A 17461-nucleotide genomic window follows, 5' to 3' on the forward strand; every position below is an offset into this window, starting at 1 on the left:
GACTGCGACCGCGCGGTTTTCGGCTATCCTCGCTCGGTCCCAAGTGCAGACTTACCGAAGCCGAAGCCCCCTACGACAGCAGGTTAGTCTCATTCGGGGGCGCCCAGGACAGTCGGCGCCCCCGCGACGGCAGAATTCAGAAGGTCGATCCGCCGCCATTGTCGAACTTGATGCAGCCAAGCCTAACGCCGTCTACGGCGCAGCTTCGATCGCTCTGATCCGATCGCGTATCTCTACTCGACGCAGTGGTTCACGACCGGTGCCGGGCCTCGGGTTCGGGCTCGCGCCGGGTCATGGCGGCAACCACGATTTCCATCAGTCCCACCAGCAGGTGCGGCCACCAGATTATGTCGGCGAAGCCGAACAGCCAGGGCGACACGGCGAGCAGGATGCCGGCGGCGATGTCGATGCCGAGGTGCACCTTGAGCGGGATCATCTTGGAGATGCTGAGTTCGTACCGCGTGAGCAGGCTCATCAGGATGATCGCGACGCCGATCACCTGCGGCAGCCATTGCTCGACTCCGCCTGTCGCGAAGCCGAAAAGATAGGGCGCGACGATCAGCAACAGTCCGGTGCCGTAGTCGATCACTCCATGGGTTCGGGTATCGATCATGTCTGTTCTCCTTTGCGAGTTGTAGCGAGGCGCGCCGTCGTCTGGGCGGAGCCTCTGGGTCGAGGGAGGTCGTCCTGTGCGGGCGGGCGGTGCCGCAGCCGGTCCGGCGGCAGAGGCGCCGTCGCGGGATCCGGCACCTCGACGAAGTCGCCCGCGATCAACCGCGCGCCGCGGTCGTAGGTCAGATACCGCCAGAGCCACTGCATCGAGACCAGGAAGCGATGCTGGAATCCGACCAGCAGGTAGACGTGGATCACCGCCCACGCGAACCAGGCGAACCAGCCCTTCACCTTTAGGCGGCCCTGCTCGAAGACCGCCGCATGACGTCCGACGATCGCCGTGTTCCCCCGGCTGTCATACCGGAAAGGTCGCAGCGGCTCTCCCGAGGCGATATGCGCGGCAAGGGACCGGCCGAGATGGACGCCCTGCTGCTTGGCCACCTGCGCCAGGCCTGGCAGGGGTTTTCCGTCTTCGCCGGAGAACACGGCCAGGTCGCCGAGGGCGAAGACGTTCTCCTGCCCCGGCACCGCGAGGGTTCGGTCCACGGCGATGCGGCCGGCCCGGTCCGTCTCGCCCAGCTGTCCTGCAAGCGGCGAGGCCGTGACCCCGGCCGCCCAGATGACCAGACCCACCGGAAGATCCTGTCCGGCGACGTTGATGGAGGTGGGGCCGACATGCTCGACCGCGTTGCCTGTCCGCACCCGGACGCCCAGCCGTTCGAGCCGGACCCTCGCGTAGTCGGAGCTTTCTTCCGAGAAGGCAGACAGCAGGCGAGGCCCGGCTTCGACCAGCGTGATCCGCGTGGCCTGCGGGTCGATGCTGCGGAAATCGCGGGCAAGGGTGTAGCGGCTGAGTTCCGCGATGGCGCCCGCAAGTTCGACGCCCGTCGGGCCGCCCCCGATGATCGCGACGCTGAGCAGCCGTTCGCGCTCGGCGGGGTCGGTCGTCCGCTCCGCCCGCTCGAAGGTCAGCAGAAGCTGCGACCTGATGTGGCGCGCGTCCTCGATGGTCTTGAGGCCCGGCGCCCACTGCGCCCATTCGTCGTGCCCGAAATAGCCGTGACCCGCGCCGCTGGCCAGGACGAGGTAACGGTATCGGACGCGGTGCCCGCAGCTCATCCGGATCTCCCGCGCCTCCGTGTCGATCCCGGTGACCTCGCCGAAGAGCACCTGGACCGACTTCTGACGGCGCAGGACCTTGCGGATCGGTTCCGCCACGTCCGTGGCCGAGAGCGCGGCCGTCGCCACCTGGTAGAGCAGCGGCTGGAAGAGGTGGTGGTTGTGCCGGTCGATCACCATCGTGTCGATACCGGCCCGGCCGAGCGCCTTGGCGACTTCGAGCCCGCCGAACCCGGCGCCGATGACGACGACCTCCGAGCTTGGAAGGGGGGCCGGGTCGTCGGCAATGGTCTCGATCGTCTTCGGATCCAATTTGAATCCCTTCCATTTTCGGTGGCTGGCGCATCCACCTGTGCGACCTCAACCGGCGGAAAGCGTGGCTGTTCCAGCACTTCCCGAAGGACGCAGATGCTTCGGCTGGATGCGGCGCGCTCAGATCGCCCGGAACTGTCCGGTCCCAAGAGGAACCATTCTGTCCGGGGCCGGTTCCATCAGGGACAGCGAGATCAGTTGGAGACGGCAGATGACTGACAATGACCATGCCCGGCGCGTTTTCCTTGTCGGACTGCAGAACGCGCATGCGATGGAGAAGCAGGCGCTCTCGATCATGCAGCCGCAGGTGAACCGGCTGACGCGTTATCCCGAGCTCTCCCAGCGCCTTCAGGCGCATATCGCAGAGACGGAGACGCAGATCTCGCGCCTCGACGAGATCCTCGACACGCTGGGTGAGAGCAGTTCGCCGATGAAGGACTCGCTGCTCTCCGCCTTCGGCTCGATGGCGGCGCTCGGCCACGTCGCCGCGGGGGACGAGGTGATCAAGAACTCCTTCGCCAACCTCGCCTTCGAGAACTACGAGGTCGGCGCCTACATCTCCCTCATCACCGCCGCCCGCGCGTCAGGCGAAAGCACGGCGATACCCCTGCTGGAACAGAGCCTCGATGAGGAACGGCGGATGGCGGACTGGGTGGCGGATCACATCCGTTCGGTGACCGAGACGTTCATTTTCCTGAGGGGAACGGGCGAAAGTGCGAAGGTTTAGCCGCCCTTGGCCATGACGCCGGCCCCGCGCCCGACCGGACCAGCGCCGGTTCAGCCTGAGGGGATGGAGCTTTCGCTTGTGCTGGGCGGAGGCAATGCCCTCGGAGCCTATCATCTCGGTGCCTGCGAGGCCCTGCTCGGGGCTGGGTGGGAGCCCGGCTGGCTGATCGGCGCGTCCATCGGAGCCGTGACCGCGGCCATCCTGGCCGGGAACCCGCCGGCGCGCCGGCTCGACCGGCTGCAGCGTTTCTGGGACAGCGCGCGTCAGCCGGACCTCGCCGCCTGGTGGCCGGTTCCGGAGCGCCTCCGTGCCTATTACAACAACAGCCACGCGCTGGCCGCGTTCATGAATGGCAGGCCGGGGCTCTACGGCCCGAGGTATCCCGGCCTCTACTCGCTGTTCCCGGGGATGCTGCCCGACCGCGCCATCAGGGACCATGCACCGCTGGCCGCCACGCTGAACGAGTTGATCGACTTCGACCAATTGAATGGCGGCGGCCCTCGCGTCTCATTCATCTCGATCGACATCGAGACGGGAGAGGAAGTCTGGTTCGACAGCCGCGAAACGCGGATCACGCCCCGGCACCTTCTGGCATGCACGGCGCTGGCGCCGTTGTTCCCGCCCGTGGAGATCGACGGCCGTCTTCTCTGTGACGCCGGCGTCGTCAACAATCTTCCGATTGACCGGGTGTTTCGCGATCGGCCGACCGCGGGGCAGCTCAGCATCGCCGTGGACCTCTTTTCCGCTAGTCACGGCCGGCCGGAGACACTCGACGAGACCGTCGCGCGCGTTCAGGACTTGGGCTTCGCGATGCAGGCGCGGCGCTCCGTTGCGGCTCTGCGCCGGGAAATGGACCTTCTGCAACGGCTCGATCCGGAGCGACCGGCCTCGATTCTCGCGCATCTCGCCTACCGGGCACCGGGAAGCCAGCGCTCGCTGAAGGGCCTCGACTTTTCCGAGCGGTCGCTTTGCGAGCGGGCAGCGCAGGGCGCCGCCGACATGGAGTCCATGCTGCACAGGATCGCCCGGGAAACGGCGGATGACGGATTCGTTTACCTCGGGCCGGACCCACAACCTCACCACGACCGAGAAGACGAGGTCGTCTGCCGGGGGTAGAGCGGCTCCGGCGCGCGCCTCGCCTCGACAGGAAAGCCCCGCGCGCGGTTTCGTGCCCCGTCAGGATCCAGCGACCGGAGGCGGCCCGGCTCCGCCTAGTCCGCGCCCCATGCCTGCGCAGCATGCGACATCGTCACCAGAGCAACGCCGCCGAGGAGGTTGCCGACGAGCGAGATCCCCGTCACTCGCGCGATGTCGGCGATCGAGACGTTCGCAGTGTCCACGAACCCGAAGGCCAGGTGCAGCAAGCTGACGACGACATGCTCGAACGGTCCCAAGGCAAGCAGGACGCCAACGACATAGGACAGCATTATCCGGCCGGCCGAGTCCTGGCTTGCGATGACCAGGAAGGACAGAAGGGCCACCAGCGCGCCGCCGATAATGGATCGCATGAGCGTCGCGAGAGAACTCCGGTCGGCAATCTCGCTGGCGACGCCGCTCAGCGCTTCATGGGCCCCCTCCGGGAGCGCGCCTTCGACGGAAACGACCAGGACGAGAACGGCTCCGCCCACGATGTTCAGTATCAGTGTGAGCGTCCAGAGACGGATAATCTTCTTCGTCATTCCGCCGACCTTCGACTTGAAGGCGGCTGCTATCGGATCGAAGAAATTCTCGCTGAACAGTTCGGCGCGCCCGAGGATCAGGAACGGCAACCCGATGCCGAAGGCGAGCGCACCGAGCAGCTTCGACAGCTCACCGAGAGACGGCTTCGCCAGCGCCTCGACGAGGCCCAGGGCAATGATGCCGAAGACGATGGTGAATCCGGCGATGAAGCCCGTCGAAAGCAGCTCCAGCGTGCCTTGATCGAGCCTTCGTTCACCTTCTTCGGCGGATCGCTCGAAAATCTCACCGGGCTTCAGCGGGTCAGACATGATCGTCTCCTTTGGTCTCGTCGGTTTTCTTGCCTGTCCTCGCGCCTCACCGGCTTGCAGCGGCGACAGCTCAAACTCGGCGGGGTCCATCTGTCTTGGAAAACAGTCATGGGTGGGCGCCTCGGCGCAGGATCGCCCTCTTGATCCCGAACACGAGGAGGCACGCCGCCAGAACGCAGGCAGCGTCCACGCCCCACCGGCCGAGACCGCGGAGGGCAACCGGGAGCTCGCCCGCCGCGATGCCCGCCCCGACAATCGCCATGCCGGGCACGAGCGCGAGGGCGATCATCACCCCCGTCGCGAACACCGTCTGGTGAGAGTTCACCACGATCCCGCCCGCCAGCCCCGCGGCGACCGCCACGACGACCGAGGTCCAGTTGAAGCTCGTCCAGTATCGGACCCAGGTCCCATCGAGCATGTCGGCCAGACCGGATGTCGGATCCGCCCATGCCGCCGCGACCGCACCGACGCCTCCGCCGATGGCGACTGCGAGATATCCGAGAACAACGCCGATGGCGCCCCGCTTCGCCGTGTCGGGAAGACCGCCCGCGACACCGACGCAGACGCGGACAAGCGGCTCGAAGCCCGGAGCGATCAGCATCGCCCCCACCACGATGTGCAGCGTGTCCACGAAAAGCCCGGCGCCGGCCACGACCCCCGCAAGGAACATCAGGGCCAGGAAGTTGTGCGAAGGATTCGCGTCCCGCCGCAGCAGGGTATCCATCTCTTCCCAGCTCGCTTCGCTGGTGTCTCCGTCGATCTTCCGCCTTCGGGAGCCTGAAACGAGGCCGACGGGTTCGTCGATTGCGACGACACCCTCCTCCGGTAAACCGAGATCGGAAACGATCTTCACGACGGAGATCGCCGCGCCATTCGTGCCGCGGACCGTCACCAGGTCGCCGGCCGGCTGATGGGATGCCCGCGGGTGAACCACTATGGCGACGATGCCGTCTACCTCCTGCAACCGCGCCAGAAGCGTCTCTCGCCGGTCGGACGAGACCGTGATGTGCACTGCGCGGGGCATGGGCCCTCCGTCCTGTCCCGGAACTATTTGCCGTTCCAGCCGCGTCATCAACGCGGTCGCGACGCGGCATGTTCCTGAACGCAGGCAGGCGCGCTTCTGGTTTGCCGTCGGCTCTCGCCTCGCACGGATCGGCCAGCGGCGTCGGTTTCGGGGAATCACGGATTCGGATTCGGGAACATCGGCCGCCACTCGCGGTTCCTGAACTGCGTCCATCTTACCCAGCAGGAGACTTCCGTCATGTTCTTTCGAACCGACAAGTTCCAGTACAACGCCAAGCCGGAGCGCCCGGACCCGGTCTATGCCCAGAAGCTGCAGGAGGTGCTTGGCGGCCAATGGGGCGAGATCAGCGTCATGATGACCTATCTCTTCCAGGGCTGGAATTGCCGCGCCGCGCCGAAGTACCGCGACATGATCCTCGATATCGGCACCGAGGAAATTGCGCATGTCGAGATGCTGGCGACGATGATCGCGCGGCTGCTCGAAAGCTCGCCCGTCGAGGCGCGCGAGGACGCGGCCAAGAACTCGGCGATCGGCGCCGTGATGGGCGGATCACGGCTCGAGGACGTGCTCGTCGCGGGCATGAATCCGCAGCACGCGATCGTCTCCGGCGGCGGCGCGACGCCGACCGACAGCGTCGGTTACCCTTGGAACGCCCGCTATACCGTGGCGTCCGGCAACCTGCTCTCGGACTTCCGCTTCAACGTCACCGCCGAAAGCCAGGGCCGGCTTCAGGTGTGCCGGCTCTACGAGATGACGGACGATCCCGGCGTGCGCGACATGCTGTCGTTCCTCATCGCCCGGGACACGATGCACCAGAACCAGTGGCTTGCGGCCATCGCCGAACTCGAGGAGGAGGGGCTCGACGCCACGCCCGCGCCGAAGACGTTCCCGCAGGACCGGGAGCTGTCGGAGGTGGCGTATCAGTACTGGAACTGCTCCGAAGGCACCGAGAGCGAGCAGGGCCGCTGGGCCAGGGGCCCCGCTCCCGACGGGAAGGGACAGTTCGAGTACCTTGCCGCGCCGCAGCCCCTTGGCGAGACGGTCGTGGAGCTGCCGGAGGTCGATCCGCGTCTGCACGGCACGCCCAAGAAGCCGATGCCGCCAAAGGCGACCTGACCCAACCGACCCCGAACCTCGACAGGCGACGCCGGAAACGGCGTCGCCATGAGACAGCAACCAGGATGAAGAGCGTTGCGACTACCCTCGGTGCTCCCGACAGGCCTCCCCGAGAAAATCGCACCGAATGGCCTCCGGACTCACGTTCCCCGCGGCGCAGATTCTCTCGGCAAGGTGGATTCCACCTTCCTCTGCTTGTCCTGCGGAGCCTGCAACACGCTGATCTTTCCGTCTGGTTCGAAATAGGCCTGTTCGACCTCTCCCACATCGCGAACCCCCTGCTGGCGAAGCTGCATGAGCAACTCGCGCCGCGACAGGGTGCCGGAGCCCAGGGCCCGTTCCTCGATCTGTCCATCCTGGACGACCAGAACCGGCTCCCCTTCCATAACGTCCTCCGCCCGCTCGCTCCGGTCGGTCAAGCTGCTGACCAGCCAGTGCAGGCTCATGACGACCGTAAGCACCAGCATGCCGTGCAGCAGGGGCACGTCGCCATAGAACATGGGATCACCGGCTGCGGAGCTGATGATGATGATCAGTATGAACTCGAAAGGGCTGACCTGGCCGACGCCGCGTTTCCCGATCATCCGGGCGAACACCAGCGCGTAGCCGTACATGACGACGGTCCGAAAGACGATCTCCAGAAGGAAAAGAAACCCGAGCTGATCGCCGAGGAGCATACGCTGCCAGTCGAACGGCTGGATCGATTGGCCGGCTTCCATACTTGTTCTCCCTCTGCAGAGGTTTGGGTCGCCTGCTCAGAAGCGCTCCGAGCGGGCGAGATCAGCGTCCATCTGCTCGGCGAGGGCGCCATATAGCGACTGCGACGTGCTGAAAACGCCGCTTTCCAGATTGAGGTTAGCACTGAGCAGGTCGAGATTGAAACTGCTGACCGAGGACCATCCCCCGTCCACCAGCGCAACCTTCGCATGGAGCATCCCGGGCGTGTATCCCCGCACGTCGACGCCTCGGCGCAGCAGGGACCGAACGAACCCGCGCCCTATCACGTCCAGCGCGGGATGATCGCTCCGCGCCGGCATGAGAAGCCGTACCTTCGCGCCACGCTCGACCGCTGCCACGAGCGCCCGCCAGAGGCGCCGGTTAGGAACGAGGTAGGGAGTCGTGAGCGCCACCGAGCGTCCGGCCCGCGCGATCTTGCCGGCGAGAACCTCTCCGAGGCCGTGACGCGCCTGCACGAGAGGGCCGCTGACCGAATAGAACCAGCCTTCTTCCGCGGTTCCCTGCGCGCGCGATGCCGGATCGACCGCTGCCGATCGACGATGGGCGCTCCGCCAGGCGCGTTCGAACTCCGAAAGGACCGCCGGCGGGAGCGGCCCGTCGACATGCAGCATCGTGTCGCGCCAGTCCGACATCCGGTCCTCGTAGCAGGAGCCGCCCACCATGACGCTCGAGCCATCAAGGATGAGCGTCTTTCGGTGCAGGCGGTGCGCCCGCCGGATCGGGCGACGCAAGAGATCGGACAAACCGTTATACATCGCCACGCGTCCGCCGCAGCGGAGGAGCGTTCGCGCTCCCTCGCTCCTGAGCAGGCCATGGCTCCCGAGCCCGTCGGCAAGGACGCGGACCGCCACGCCCTGCCGGGCCTTGGAAGCGAGCAGGTCCAGCAGCCGTCGCCCGATGCCCTCCGTCCCGAGAATGTACTGCTCCAGATCGATGCTGTGCCGGGCGGCGTCACACCGCTCCAGCACCGCCTCCCAGACGGACTTGTTATGATGGAAAAGCTCCCACCGGGGCTCCGGACATCGCCAGCGCGACGGATTGGTTTCGGCTTCGCGTTGTGCGGTCATCGACATGGAACACGAACACGCCACGGGTGCGAATGTTTCGGAGCTCGAGCCAGACTTGGAAATGAGGTTGAGGTCAGAAGTTGTTTTGGCTCGGAGACCAGATCGCGAATGGAATGAGCGCGCCGGGGCCGCGGGCTCCGGCACTTGCCGGTCGTGTCCGTCAAGCTGGTGCAATTTTCCGGATAGCCTGAGGTCATGATCAAGCTACTGTCGTGGTCACGCTGCGAATGGGATCGATCTTCTCAGTGTCGAGCTAAGCGGTCCAATCCATCCCCTGACCCTCGGCCGGAAGAACGCGCTCTTTGCCGGTCATGACGAGGGCCGCCGGACCCGGGGCCGCGGCGACTCCGTCATCGGCACTTTCCGGGTGAACGGCGTCGGGCCATTCGCCTGCCTGACCGAGACCCTCGAAGCCGTCACCTGCGGCCATCCAACCGCCGACATGGACGACTTCTGCCCTTGGACCTCCGGTGCGAAGATTGCCAAGCGTGCGGTCTCGACAGCTGCCGGAATGCAAACGACCGATGCCCTACGCGGCTCGGCGCCGGCCCGCCACGCCAAGGGCCGGGATAGCGCCCACTCTACGACCCGAAGCGTCGAAACTCGAAGTTAGACGATCCGAGCTCCGTGGCATCCGGGGCCCAAGCTATGCGAACCTGACCCGCCGTCCGCCGAACCGGCAGCAGGCCACGAGCGAGAAACCGAGTTCCTTAAGATCACTCCAAGGTCGCGTCGAACTCGATGATGCGACGATCGTCGTCCGTGGTGAGAGCAACTATGATCTTCGCGTTGGCGATGCCGGGGCCCGAGAACTCGATGGAGCGGTCCAGAAGGTCGTCTGCGCCCTGAAGGACGGAATAGCCGTTGGCGTTCAGGCTCTCCTCCCACTCCACGAACAGCGCATCGACCTCCGCGCCCGTCGCGATCGAGAACATCCGGATGGTCGAACCGATCGCGCGGTCGGTCAGGACCTCCGCGTCGTCCGGGATCGCGAGGACCTCGGGGACCCAGTCCTGCAGGTGCTCGTCTGCGTAGACGACCGCCGAGGCGGCAAGCACGACCCAGGCCGCGGTGACGGCCCCCCGCAATGGATGGCGCGGCATGGCTGCGCGCCATCTGTCGAGTGAACCTTTAACGGCGGAAGGGAGGGCGGAAAAGGTGAAGGGCATGCTGGTCATGGCTGTCATTGTCCGTAAGTTATCGGGAGCGATGGCGACATCAAGTCGACTGCCGTGTTTTCGCCGCTCTGGGTGCGATCTATGTGTGGCAGTCCGGGAAACCGTGCGGTCGTTCCGCATGCCACAGCCGCGAGAGCGGAAGGCCCCTCGGGGCGGCCCCGCGACGAGCTGTCCCTTTTGCCGACGAGATCGGCCGACGCGGAGCTGCGGAGCGTCCGTCGACGGATGCGGGCCAGGTGCAGGCGTCCGGAACACGGCGCCGTTTGCCAGCACGCCGGACGCACCGGCCGAGACGGTCTCGTCGCGGCGATCGACTGACTCCACCAGTCCGTCCGTGCAAAAGCCCGTTTCAAAGGCGTCAGCCTGCGCAGTCCCGGCACCGCATCACGGTCGGTTCCAGGTCCAGCCGGCCCATGCCGATGAACGCGCCGCAGTCGTCGCACCAGCCGAATTCCTCCGCGTCAATCCGGCGGATGGCCGCCTCGAGGGCCCTGACCCGTCCAAGTCGTCGTGCGTCCTGCGCGGATGCCATGGCCTGCTGCTGCATGGCATCCATCCGGCTGAGACGGCCGACGCTCTGCTGGTCCAGCTCGACGGGCCTGCGCTCCGCCGTCGTCTTCGCGGAGGCGGAGCGCAGTGCATCGAGTTCCTCGTTGAGCCGCGGCAGGAACGCCGCCCTCAGCTCCTCGGGGGTGGGGTCGGTCATGGCGCTTACCGCAACAGCATGACGGGAACCTTGCAGGAGCGCATCATCTCGGTCGTGGTCGAGCCGATCACGAGGCTGCGGATTCGGCTGTGGCCGTAGGCGCCCATCACCAGCATGCCAAAGCCCTCCTGCTCGACCAGCCTGCCCAGCTCCGCGTCCGGCTGCCCGGGAACGACGCGCGTCCGTGCCTCGATCCCCGCCGCCGCGAGGACGGCCTTGGCGTCCGCGAGGCCCTTCGTGACCTCCGGCGTCTCGTTGCCGACGGTCACGACGGTGACGGGCAGCTCCGCGAAGAAGGAGCTGCGCGAGATGTGGTCGACCGCCTTCATCGCAGACCGGCCGCCGTCATAGGCGACGAGAACGGTCTCGATCGGCTTGAAGGCGCGCGCGGCGACGAAGACGGGCCGATGCGCCGCGCGCACGATGCGCTCAAGGTTCGAGCCGAGATGCCCCTTGGCGAAATCCGCCGCCTCGCCGCGCTTGCCGATGACGATGACGCGGGCCTCTCGCTCGATCTCGGCGATGGCCTCGACGACGTCGCCATGGCGCAGGCGGGTGGTGATCTCGGTCACGCCGTCCCGGTCGACGATGGCGCGGGCATCCTCGAGGATGGCGCGGCCGCGGTAGCTGACGAGCTTCGCGCGCTGCGCGTCAAGCTCGGCCAGTTCTTCCATGAGCCTCGACCGCGCGCCCAGCCGGATGGCGCCGGAGAGGTCAGACTTCTGCGGGGCCTCGCGCCGTCCGAGCACGTGGATCAGCTCGACCGGCGCCTGCGTCCGCTGTGCGATCCAGGCGGCGTGATGGCAGACGCTTTCGGAATAGATGGAGCCGTCCACGAGAGCGATGATCTTGTCCGTCATGATGTTCTCCTCCCTCAATGCGCCATCAGCTTGTCCATGGCGCCGGGCTTGTCGTGCACGGCAAGCCGGTCGACCAGGGTCTCGGTCGCTGCGTTCATGCCCACGACCTCGACCTCGGCGCCGTCGCGGCGGAACTTCAGGATCGCCATGTCGAGCGCCTGGACCGAACTGATGTCCCAGATATGCGCCGCGCTCACGTCGATGACGACGCGCTCCGGCGCATCCCTGAAGTCGAACGCGTCCATGAAGTCCTCGACGGAGCCGTAGAACAGCTGCCCCTCGACCCGGTAGGTCCGAACGCGCCCGTCCGGGCTGATCTCCGAGGTGACGCGGAAGAGCTGCGCGATCTTGCCAGCGAAGAAGATGCCCGACAGCAGCACGCCGACCAGCACGCCGATGGCGAGGTTGTGGGTGTAGACCACGGTCACGACCGTCGCGACCATCACCACCGAGGAGGAGCGGGGATGGACGGCGAGGTTCCTGATCGACGACCAGGAGAAGGTGCCGATCGAGACCATGATCATGATCGCGACGAGGGCCGGCATCGGGATGATGCTGACGAGGTCGCCGAGGCCGACGACGAGGATCAGCAGGAACACGCCCGCCACGAAGCAGGATAGCCGTCCGCGCCCGCCCGACTTCACGTTGATGATCGACTGGCCGATCATGGCGCAGCCCGCCATGCCCCCGATGAAGCCGGTGGCGGTATTGGCAAGTCCCTGCCCCACGCATTCCTGGTTCCGGTTCGACTTGGTGTCGGTCAGATCGTCGACGATGTTCTGCGTCATCAGGCTTTCGAGCAGGCCGACCACGGCCACCGCCACCGAATAGGGCAGGATGATTGCCAGTGTCTCGAGGTTGAGCGGGATCTGCGGGATCAGGAAGACCGGCAAGGTGTCGGGCAGCGCGCCCATGTCGCCCACCGTCCGCACGTCGAGTCCGAGCGCGAAGGCGAGACCCGTGAGCACGACGATGGTCACGAGGGGCGACGGGATCGCCGTGGTCAGCAGCGGAAAGAGGTAGATGATGGCGAGCCCCGCGGCCACCAGCGCGTAGGTGACCCAGGTCACCGCGCGCGGGTCAAGTTCCGGCAGCTGCGCCATGAAGATCAGGATGGCGAGCGCGTTGACGAAGCCGGTCATCACCGACTTCGATACGTAGCGCATCACGAAGCCGAGCCGCAGCAGCCCCGCCCCGATCTGGATCAGCCCGGCCAGCACCGTCGCGGCGAGAAGGTATTGCAGCCCGTGATCGCGCACCAGCGTCACCATCAGGACGGCCGTCGCGGCGGTCGCCGCCGAGATCATACCGGGCCGCCCGCCCGTGATGGCGGTGATGACCGCGATGGAGAAGCTCGCATAGAGACCGACCTTGGGGTCCACACCGGCGATGATGGAGAAGGCGATGGCCTCCGGGATGAGCGCCAGCGCGACGACGAGCCCGGCGAGAAGGTCGCCGCGAATGTTGCCAAGCCACTGGGCGCGATAAGCGTCGAGTGAGATCATGATAATGTTGTCCGATACCGGTCCTGCGGCCTGCGCGGGATCGGCGTGCAGATGCACCGTTTGTCTTCGTTGTCCGGCGGATCGGCGGCCGGAAGAGCCACCCGGATTCGCTTCCGGGTCCAGGTTGCTGCGGTGCCGCGTAAGGGGTGGAGGCGAAAATGGCAACAAGCATGGCCGTTCCGAGGGCCCGTTCGACGTCTTTGCCGGTCCCAGCCAGCATGAGTTGCTGAAGAATGCAGCCTTAAGGCGACGCCCGAAGCGCGGGTTCGCTTCAGACGCTGTAGCTCGGCGCGTCGCTGCATTCTCGCGGTCATTTGACCGACCGGATGCGCTCCGGGCGCTCCCGACCTCGACAGCGTCGGGCATGCCGGCGCGACATCGCGGATGGCTGGGACGCCCCGCGCCGGCGACCGGGGCTCTGGTCTGACTGCCGGAAAACCCGCTGATCGTCGCAAGGTCGAGCGACGATCAGCGATGCGAGCGCAGGCGCGGACATGACCATGAATTTTCGGTGACAACGCCGCACCGCCATTGCCCGGATCTCAACTTCTGATATTCACGAAATATGGTAGAACTCATTCCCGCCCGCCTGTCCATCCTCGGTCATCCGCAGCGGCTGGCCGTCTTCCGGCTCCTCATGCGCCGGTATCCGGATCGCGTTCCTGCCGGAGAGCTGGCGGAGGCGCTGGACCTCAAGCCGTCGACGCTGTCGGCCTATCTGTCGGCCCTGAGCCAGGTCGGGCTGGTCTCACAGGAGCGGGCCGGCACGTCGCTGCGCTACCGGGTCGCCATGACGGAGGTGCGGCGCACCTTCGACTACCTGCTCCTCGACTGCTGCCGCGGCAGGCCGGAGCTCTGCTCTCCCGTCTCGTTCCCCTCCGCCCCAGAGAGCCCGCCCATGTCAGACCGCAGATACAAGGTGCTCTTCATCTGCACCGGCAATTCCGCCCGCTCGATCTTCGCCGAATCGATCCTGCGCAAGCACGCGGGCGACCGCTTCGAGGCCTATTCCGCCGGCACCCGCTCGCATTCGGAGCTGAACCCCATCGCGCTCAATGTGCTGCAGCAGAAGGGCCATGACATCTCGGTTCTTCGCACCAAGAACATCGCCGAGTTCCACGGAGAGAGCGCGCCGAAGTTCGACTTCGTGTTCACGGTCTGCAACCAGGCCGCCAACGAGGAATGTCCTGCCTGGCCGGGACAGCCGGTCAGCGCCCATTGGGGGATGCCGGACCCGGTGAAGGCCGAGGGAACCGAGGCACAGAAGGGCCTCGCCTTTCATCAGGCCTACGGCGCCCTGCTGAACCGGATCACGGCCTTCACGGCGCTGCCCGTCGCCTCGCTGGACCGCATCTCGCTCCAGAAGGCGGTGGACGACATCGGCCGGACCGAAGCCGGGGCGTGCGCATGACCGTCTATGCGCTCAACGGGCTAGGCCGGATCGGCAAGCTGGCGCTCAGGCCGCTGCTGGAACGCGGTGCGAAGGTCGCCTGGATCAACGATGCGGTCGGCGATCCGGCCATGCACGCCCATCTGCTGGAGTTCGACACGGTGCATGGGCGCTGGGATGCCGTCTTCGACCATGACGCCGACAGCGTGACCATCGACGGCACACGGCTCCCCTTCATCGGCACGAAGGACCTTTCCGCCCTCCCGCTCGAAGGCGTCGACGTGATGATCGACTGCACAGGTGTCTTCAAGTCCGAGGAGAAGCTCGCGCCCTATTTCGAGGCGGGGGTGAAGAAGGTAGTGGTCTCGGCCCCCGTGAAGGACGGCGGCGCGGCGAACATCGTCTACGGCGTCAACCACGACATCTACGACCCCGCCACGCACCGGATCGTCACCGCGGCGAGCTGCACGACGAACTGCCTCGCGCCGGTGGTGAAGGTCATCCACGAGGGCCTGGGTATCCGCCACGGCTCGATCACCACGATCCACGACGTCACCAACACCCAGACCCTCGTCGACCGGCCAGCCAGGGACCTGCGCCGCGCGCGCTCGGCGCTCAACTCGCTGATCCCGACCACGACGGGCTCGGCCACGGCGATCACGCTGATCTACCCCGAGCTGAAGGGGCGGCTGGACGGCCACGCTGTCCGGGTGCCGCTGCTCAATGCCTCGCTCACCGATTGCGTCTTCGAGGTGGAGCGCCCGACGACGGTCGAGGAGGTCAACGCGCTGTTCAAGGCAGCCGCCGAGGGCCCGCTGAAGGGCATCCTCGGCTACGAGACCCGCCCGCTCGTCTCGGCCGACTACGTGAACGACACGCGGTCGGGCATCGTCGACGCGCCCTCGACCATGGTGGTGAACGGCACGCAGGTGAAGGTCTACGCCTGGTATGACAACGAGATGGGCTATGCGCACCGCCTCGTCGATGTGGCGGCAATGGTCGGGGCGTCGCTTTGAGCCGCCCAGACGGCCTGACCGCCTATATCGCCGTGACGGCGTCCTACTGGGCCTTTATGCTGACGGACGGCGCGCTCCGGATGCTGGTCCTGCTGCACTTCCACACGGTCGGCTTCACGCCGGTGCAGCTCGCCTACCTCTTCGTGCTCTACGAGGTCGCCGGGATGGTCACGAACCTCGGCGCCGGCTGGGTTGCGGCGCGGTTCGGGCTGACCTCGACGCTCTATGCGGGGCTCGGGCTTCAGGTCGTGGCGCTGCTCGCGCTGGCGCAGCTCGATCCCGGCTGGGCCATCGGCCTCTCGGTCGCCTTCGTCATGGTCGTGCAGGGGGCGAGCGGGGTGGCGAAGGACCTCGCCAAGATGTCCTCCAAGTCGGCGGTGAAGATTCTCGCGCCCACCGAAAACGGCGGGCTGTTCCGCTGGGTCGCGATCCTGACGGGGTCGAAGAACGCGGTGAAGGGGCTGGGCTTCCTGCTCGGCGCCGCGCTGCTGGCGACGGTCGGCTTCGTCTGGGCGGTCCTGGCCATGGCCGCCGTGCTGGCGGCGATCCTCGTCGCGGTGCTGGTCGCCATGCCGCCGGGCCTGCCCCGGGGCCGCAAGGGAGCGAAGTTCTCCGAGGTCTTCTCCAGGTCCGGCAACGTCAACCGGCTGTCGGCCGCGCGCGTCTTCCTGTTCGGAGCGCGGGACGTCTGGTTCGTCGTCGGCATCCCGATCTACTTCTACGCCGTGCTGTCGGACGGCACGCCCGAGGGCAACCGCGCCGCCTTCTTCCTGATCGGCGGCTTCATGGCGCTGTGGATCATCCTCTACGGCGCGGTCCAGGCAACGGCGCCGAAGCTCCTGTGCGCGGCCACCACGCCCGAGCGCGACCTCGTCGGCAAGGCCCGGCTCTGGGCCTGGGCACTCGCCGCGATCCCGGCGGCGCTGACGGCGGCGGCGCTCGCCTCGGCCGGGCCGCAGCCCTGGCTCACCGTCACGCTGGTCGCAGGGCTCCTTGTCTTCGGCGCGGTCTTCGCGGTGAACTCGGCGCTCCATTCCTACCTGATCCTCGCCTTCACCAAAGCCGAGCGGGTCACGATGGATGTGGGCTTCTACTACATGGCGAACGCGGGCGGGCGGCTGCTGGGCACGGTGCTCTCCGGGCTGAGCTACCAGGCGGGCGGCCTGCCCCTCATGCTCGGCACCGCGACGGGCATGGTCGCGCTCTCGGCCCTCGCCGCCGGGCGGCTTACCGCGACGGAGCCCGAGGTCACCCGCGCATGAACGTCTTCGAGCGCTACCTGACCCTCTGGGTCGGGCTCGCCATGGCGGCGGGCATCGCCATCGGCGTCGCGGCCCCTGCCCTGATCGAGGCCATCGCGGCGGCGGAGGTGGCAAGCGTCAACCTCGTGGTCGCCGTCCTCATCTGGGCAATGGTCTATCCGATGATGGTCGGCGTGGACCCGCGCAGCCTCCGGGACGTCGCGCGCCAGCCCAAGGGCCTCGCCATCACGCTCGCGGTCAACTGGCTGATCAAGCCCTTCAGCATGGCCGCGCTCGGCGTGCTGTTCTTCGAGGTGGTCTTCGCAGACCTGATCGCGCCCGAGGACGCGCAGCAATACATCGCCGGGCTGATCCTGCTGGGCGCCGCGCCCTGCACCGCGATGGTCTTCGTCTGGTCGCAGCTGACACGCGGCGACGAGAGCTACACCCTCCTCCAGGTCTCGGTGAACGACGTCGTGATGGTCTTCGCCTTCGCGCCCATCGTCGCGTTCCTGCTGGGCGTGACCGATATCGTCGAGCCTTGGGGCACGCTGGTCCTGTCGGTCGGCCTCTTCGTCGCCCTGCCCCTGCTCGGCGGTCTTCTGACGCGGGCGCACCTCGGCAGCGCGGACCGCATCGCCACCTTCCGCGACCGGGTGAAGCCCTGGGGCGTCCTGGGTCTGATCGCGACGGTCGTGATCCTCTTCGGCCTCCAGGGTCAGGTCATCCTCGACCGGCCGCAGGTGAGCTACTCCCCGTCGGTTGGACAGTTTCCGGGGTAGTTTAAGCTACTGCCTGCACCTGCTGATCGGTTTGGATGCCGTCGAAGTAGACCACGGCGGGCGGCTGGCCGCCATGGGCG

At 66.8% G+C, this 17461-nt stretch carries 16 protein-coding genes, 1 pseudogene and 1 other annotated feature; of the genes and pseudogenes, 7 read left to right on the forward strand and 10 right to left on the reverse strand.

Going from position 1 to position 17461, the window contains the following annotated elements; all coding sequences use genetic code 11:
* Positions 1 to 250: 250 nt before the first annotated feature.
* Together DR046_RS21035 and DR046_RS21040 are read right to left on the reverse strand one after the other, a co-directional pair.
* Positions 251 to 613, reverse strand: coding sequence for an SPW repeat domain-containing protein (locus DR046_RS21035; RefSeq protein ID WP_115384333.1), 363 nt, complete (start codon positions 611 to 613; stop codon positions 251 to 253).
* A complete protein-coding gene (locus tag DR046_RS21040; RefSeq protein ID WP_245191039.1) occupies positions 610 to 2043 on the reverse strand; it encodes an NAD(P)/FAD-dependent oxidoreductase in 1434 nt (477 codons plus the stop codon). Before DR046_RS21040 ends, DR046_RS21035 begins: the two co-directional genes overlap by 4 nt.
* A 211-nt stretch (positions 2044 to 2254) precedes the next feature.
* On the opposite strand from DR046_RS21040, the gene DR046_RS21045 reads away from it, so the two are divergent.
* Both DR046_RS21045 and DR046_RS21050 read left to right on the forward strand, forming a co-directional pair.
* A complete protein-coding gene (locus DR046_RS21045) occupies positions 2255 to 2770 on the forward strand; it encodes a ferritin-like domain-containing protein (RefSeq protein ID WP_115384334.1) in 516 nt (171 codons plus the stop codon).
* Between the two features lie 63 nt (positions 2771 to 2833).
* On the forward strand, positions 2834 to 3886 hold the full coding sequence (locus DR046_RS21050; RefSeq protein WP_115384335.1) for a patatin-like phospholipase family protein: 1053 nt from the start codon (positions 2834 to 2836) through the stop codon (positions 3884 to 3886).
* Positions 3887 to 3981: 95 nt separating this feature from the next.
* Here DR046_RS21050 and DR046_RS21055 read toward each other — a convergent pair whose 3' ends face one another.
* The gene (locus DR046_RS21055) at positions 3982 to 4758 is read right to left on the reverse strand and encodes a formate/nitrite transporter family protein (protein WP_115384336.1); all 777 of its coding nucleotides are present in this window, start codon (positions 4756 to 4758) and stop codon (positions 3982 to 3984) included.
* A 106-nt stretch (positions 4759 to 4864) separates the two neighbouring features.
* Positions 4865 to 5782 (reverse strand): DUF389 domain-containing protein, encoded by a 918-nt coding sequence (locus DR046_RS21060; protein ID WP_167767224.1) that lies wholly within the window; start codon positions 5780 to 5782, stop codon positions 4865 to 4867.
* A 237-nt stretch (positions 5783 to 6019) separates the two neighbouring features.
* Here DR046_RS21060 and DR046_RS21065 point away from each other — a divergent pair, with 237 nt between their 5' ends.
* The gene (locus DR046_RS21065) at positions 6020 to 6898 is read left to right on the forward strand and encodes a manganese catalase (RefSeq protein WP_115384338.1); all 879 of its coding nucleotides are present in this window, start codon (positions 6020 to 6022) and stop codon (positions 6896 to 6898) included.
* A gap of 140 nt (positions 6899 to 7038) precedes the next feature.
* Here the strand turns inward: DR046_RS21065 and DR046_RS21070 are convergent, their stop codons facing one another.
* From DR046_RS21070 to DR046_RS21095, 6 genes are all read right to left on the reverse strand, one after another.
* Positions 7039 to 7617 (reverse strand): DUF421 domain-containing protein, encoded by a 579-nt coding sequence (locus tag DR046_RS21070; protein ID WP_115384339.1) that lies wholly within the window; start codon positions 7615 to 7617, stop codon positions 7039 to 7041.
* A gap of 36 nt (positions 7618 to 7653) precedes the next feature.
* Positions 7654 to 8709 carry a phospholipase D-like domain-containing protein gene (locus DR046_RS21075; protein WP_115384340.1) on the reverse strand — a complete coding sequence of 352 codons (1056 nt, stop codon included), beginning with the start codon at positions 8707 to 8709 and terminating at the stop codon, positions 7654 to 7656.
* 710 nt (positions 8710 to 9419) lie between these two features.
* Positions 9420 to 9806, reverse strand: a complete 387-nt coding sequence (locus DR046_RS21080; protein WP_135227361.1) for a hypothetical protein — start codon at positions 9804 to 9806, stop codon at positions 9420 to 9422.
* A 433-nt stretch (positions 9807 to 10239) separates the two neighbouring features.
* The gene (locus DR046_RS21085) at positions 10240 to 10587 is read right to left on the reverse strand and encodes a TraR/DksA family transcriptional regulator (protein WP_115384342.1); all 348 of its coding nucleotides are present in this window, start codon (positions 10585 to 10587) and stop codon (positions 10240 to 10242) included.
* 5 nt (positions 10588 to 10592) lie between these two features.
* Positions 10593 to 11447 (reverse strand): universal stress protein, encoded by an 855-nt coding sequence (locus DR046_RS21090; RefSeq protein ID WP_115384343.1) that lies wholly within the window; start codon positions 11445 to 11447, stop codon positions 10593 to 10595.
* A gap of 14 nt (positions 11448 to 11461) precedes the next feature.
* Positions 11462 to 12952 carry a SulP family inorganic anion transporter gene (locus DR046_RS21095; protein ID WP_115384344.1) on the reverse strand — a complete coding sequence of 497 codons (1491 nt, stop codon included), beginning with the start codon at positions 12950 to 12952 and terminating at the stop codon, positions 11462 to 11464.
* A 67-nt stretch (positions 12953 to 13019) separates the two neighbouring features.
* Positions 13020 to 13076, reverse strand: a sequence feature (sul1 is cis-regulatory element that is thought to sense ions involved in sulfur or methionine metabolism; They are found in Alphaproteobacteria).
* 441 nt (positions 13077 to 13517) lie between these two features.
* Here DR046_RS21095 and DR046_RS21100 point away from each other — a divergent pair.
* The 4 genes and pseudogenes from DR046_RS21100 to DR046_RS21115 all read left to right on the forward strand — a co-directional run.
* Positions 13518 to 14363 carry an arsenate reductase/protein-tyrosine-phosphatase family protein gene (locus DR046_RS21100; RefSeq protein ID WP_115384345.1) on the forward strand — a complete coding sequence of 282 codons (846 nt, stop codon included), beginning with the start codon at positions 13518 to 13520 and terminating at the stop codon, positions 14361 to 14363.
* The gene (locus DR046_RS21105; RefSeq protein WP_115384348.1) at positions 14360 to 15358 is read left to right on the forward strand and encodes an ArsJ-associated glyceraldehyde-3-phosphate dehydrogenase; all 999 of its coding nucleotides are present in this window, start codon (positions 14360 to 14362) and stop codon (positions 15356 to 15358) included. The genes DR046_RS21100 and DR046_RS21105 overlap by 4 nt, the downstream gene beginning before the upstream one ends.
* Positions 15355 to 16620, forward strand: coding sequence for an organoarsenical effux MFS transporter ArsJ (gene arsJ, locus DR046_RS21110; protein WP_280652866.1), 1266 nt, complete (start codon positions 15355 to 15357; stop codon positions 16618 to 16620). Before DR046_RS21105 ends, arsJ begins: the two co-directional genes overlap by 4 nt.
* Positions 16617 to 17345: pseudogene (locus tag DR046_RS21115) on the forward strand (arsenic resistance protein); the annotation flags it as partial. The gene arsJ and the pseudogene DR046_RS21115, both read left to right, overlap by 4 nt.
* Positions 17346 to 17461: the final 116 nt, after the last annotated feature.

Source organism: Jannaschia formosa, from assembly GCF_003340555.1.
Classification (GTDB): Bacteria; Pseudomonadota; Alphaproteobacteria; order Rhodobacterales; family Rhodobacteraceae; genus Jannaschia; species Jannaschia formosa.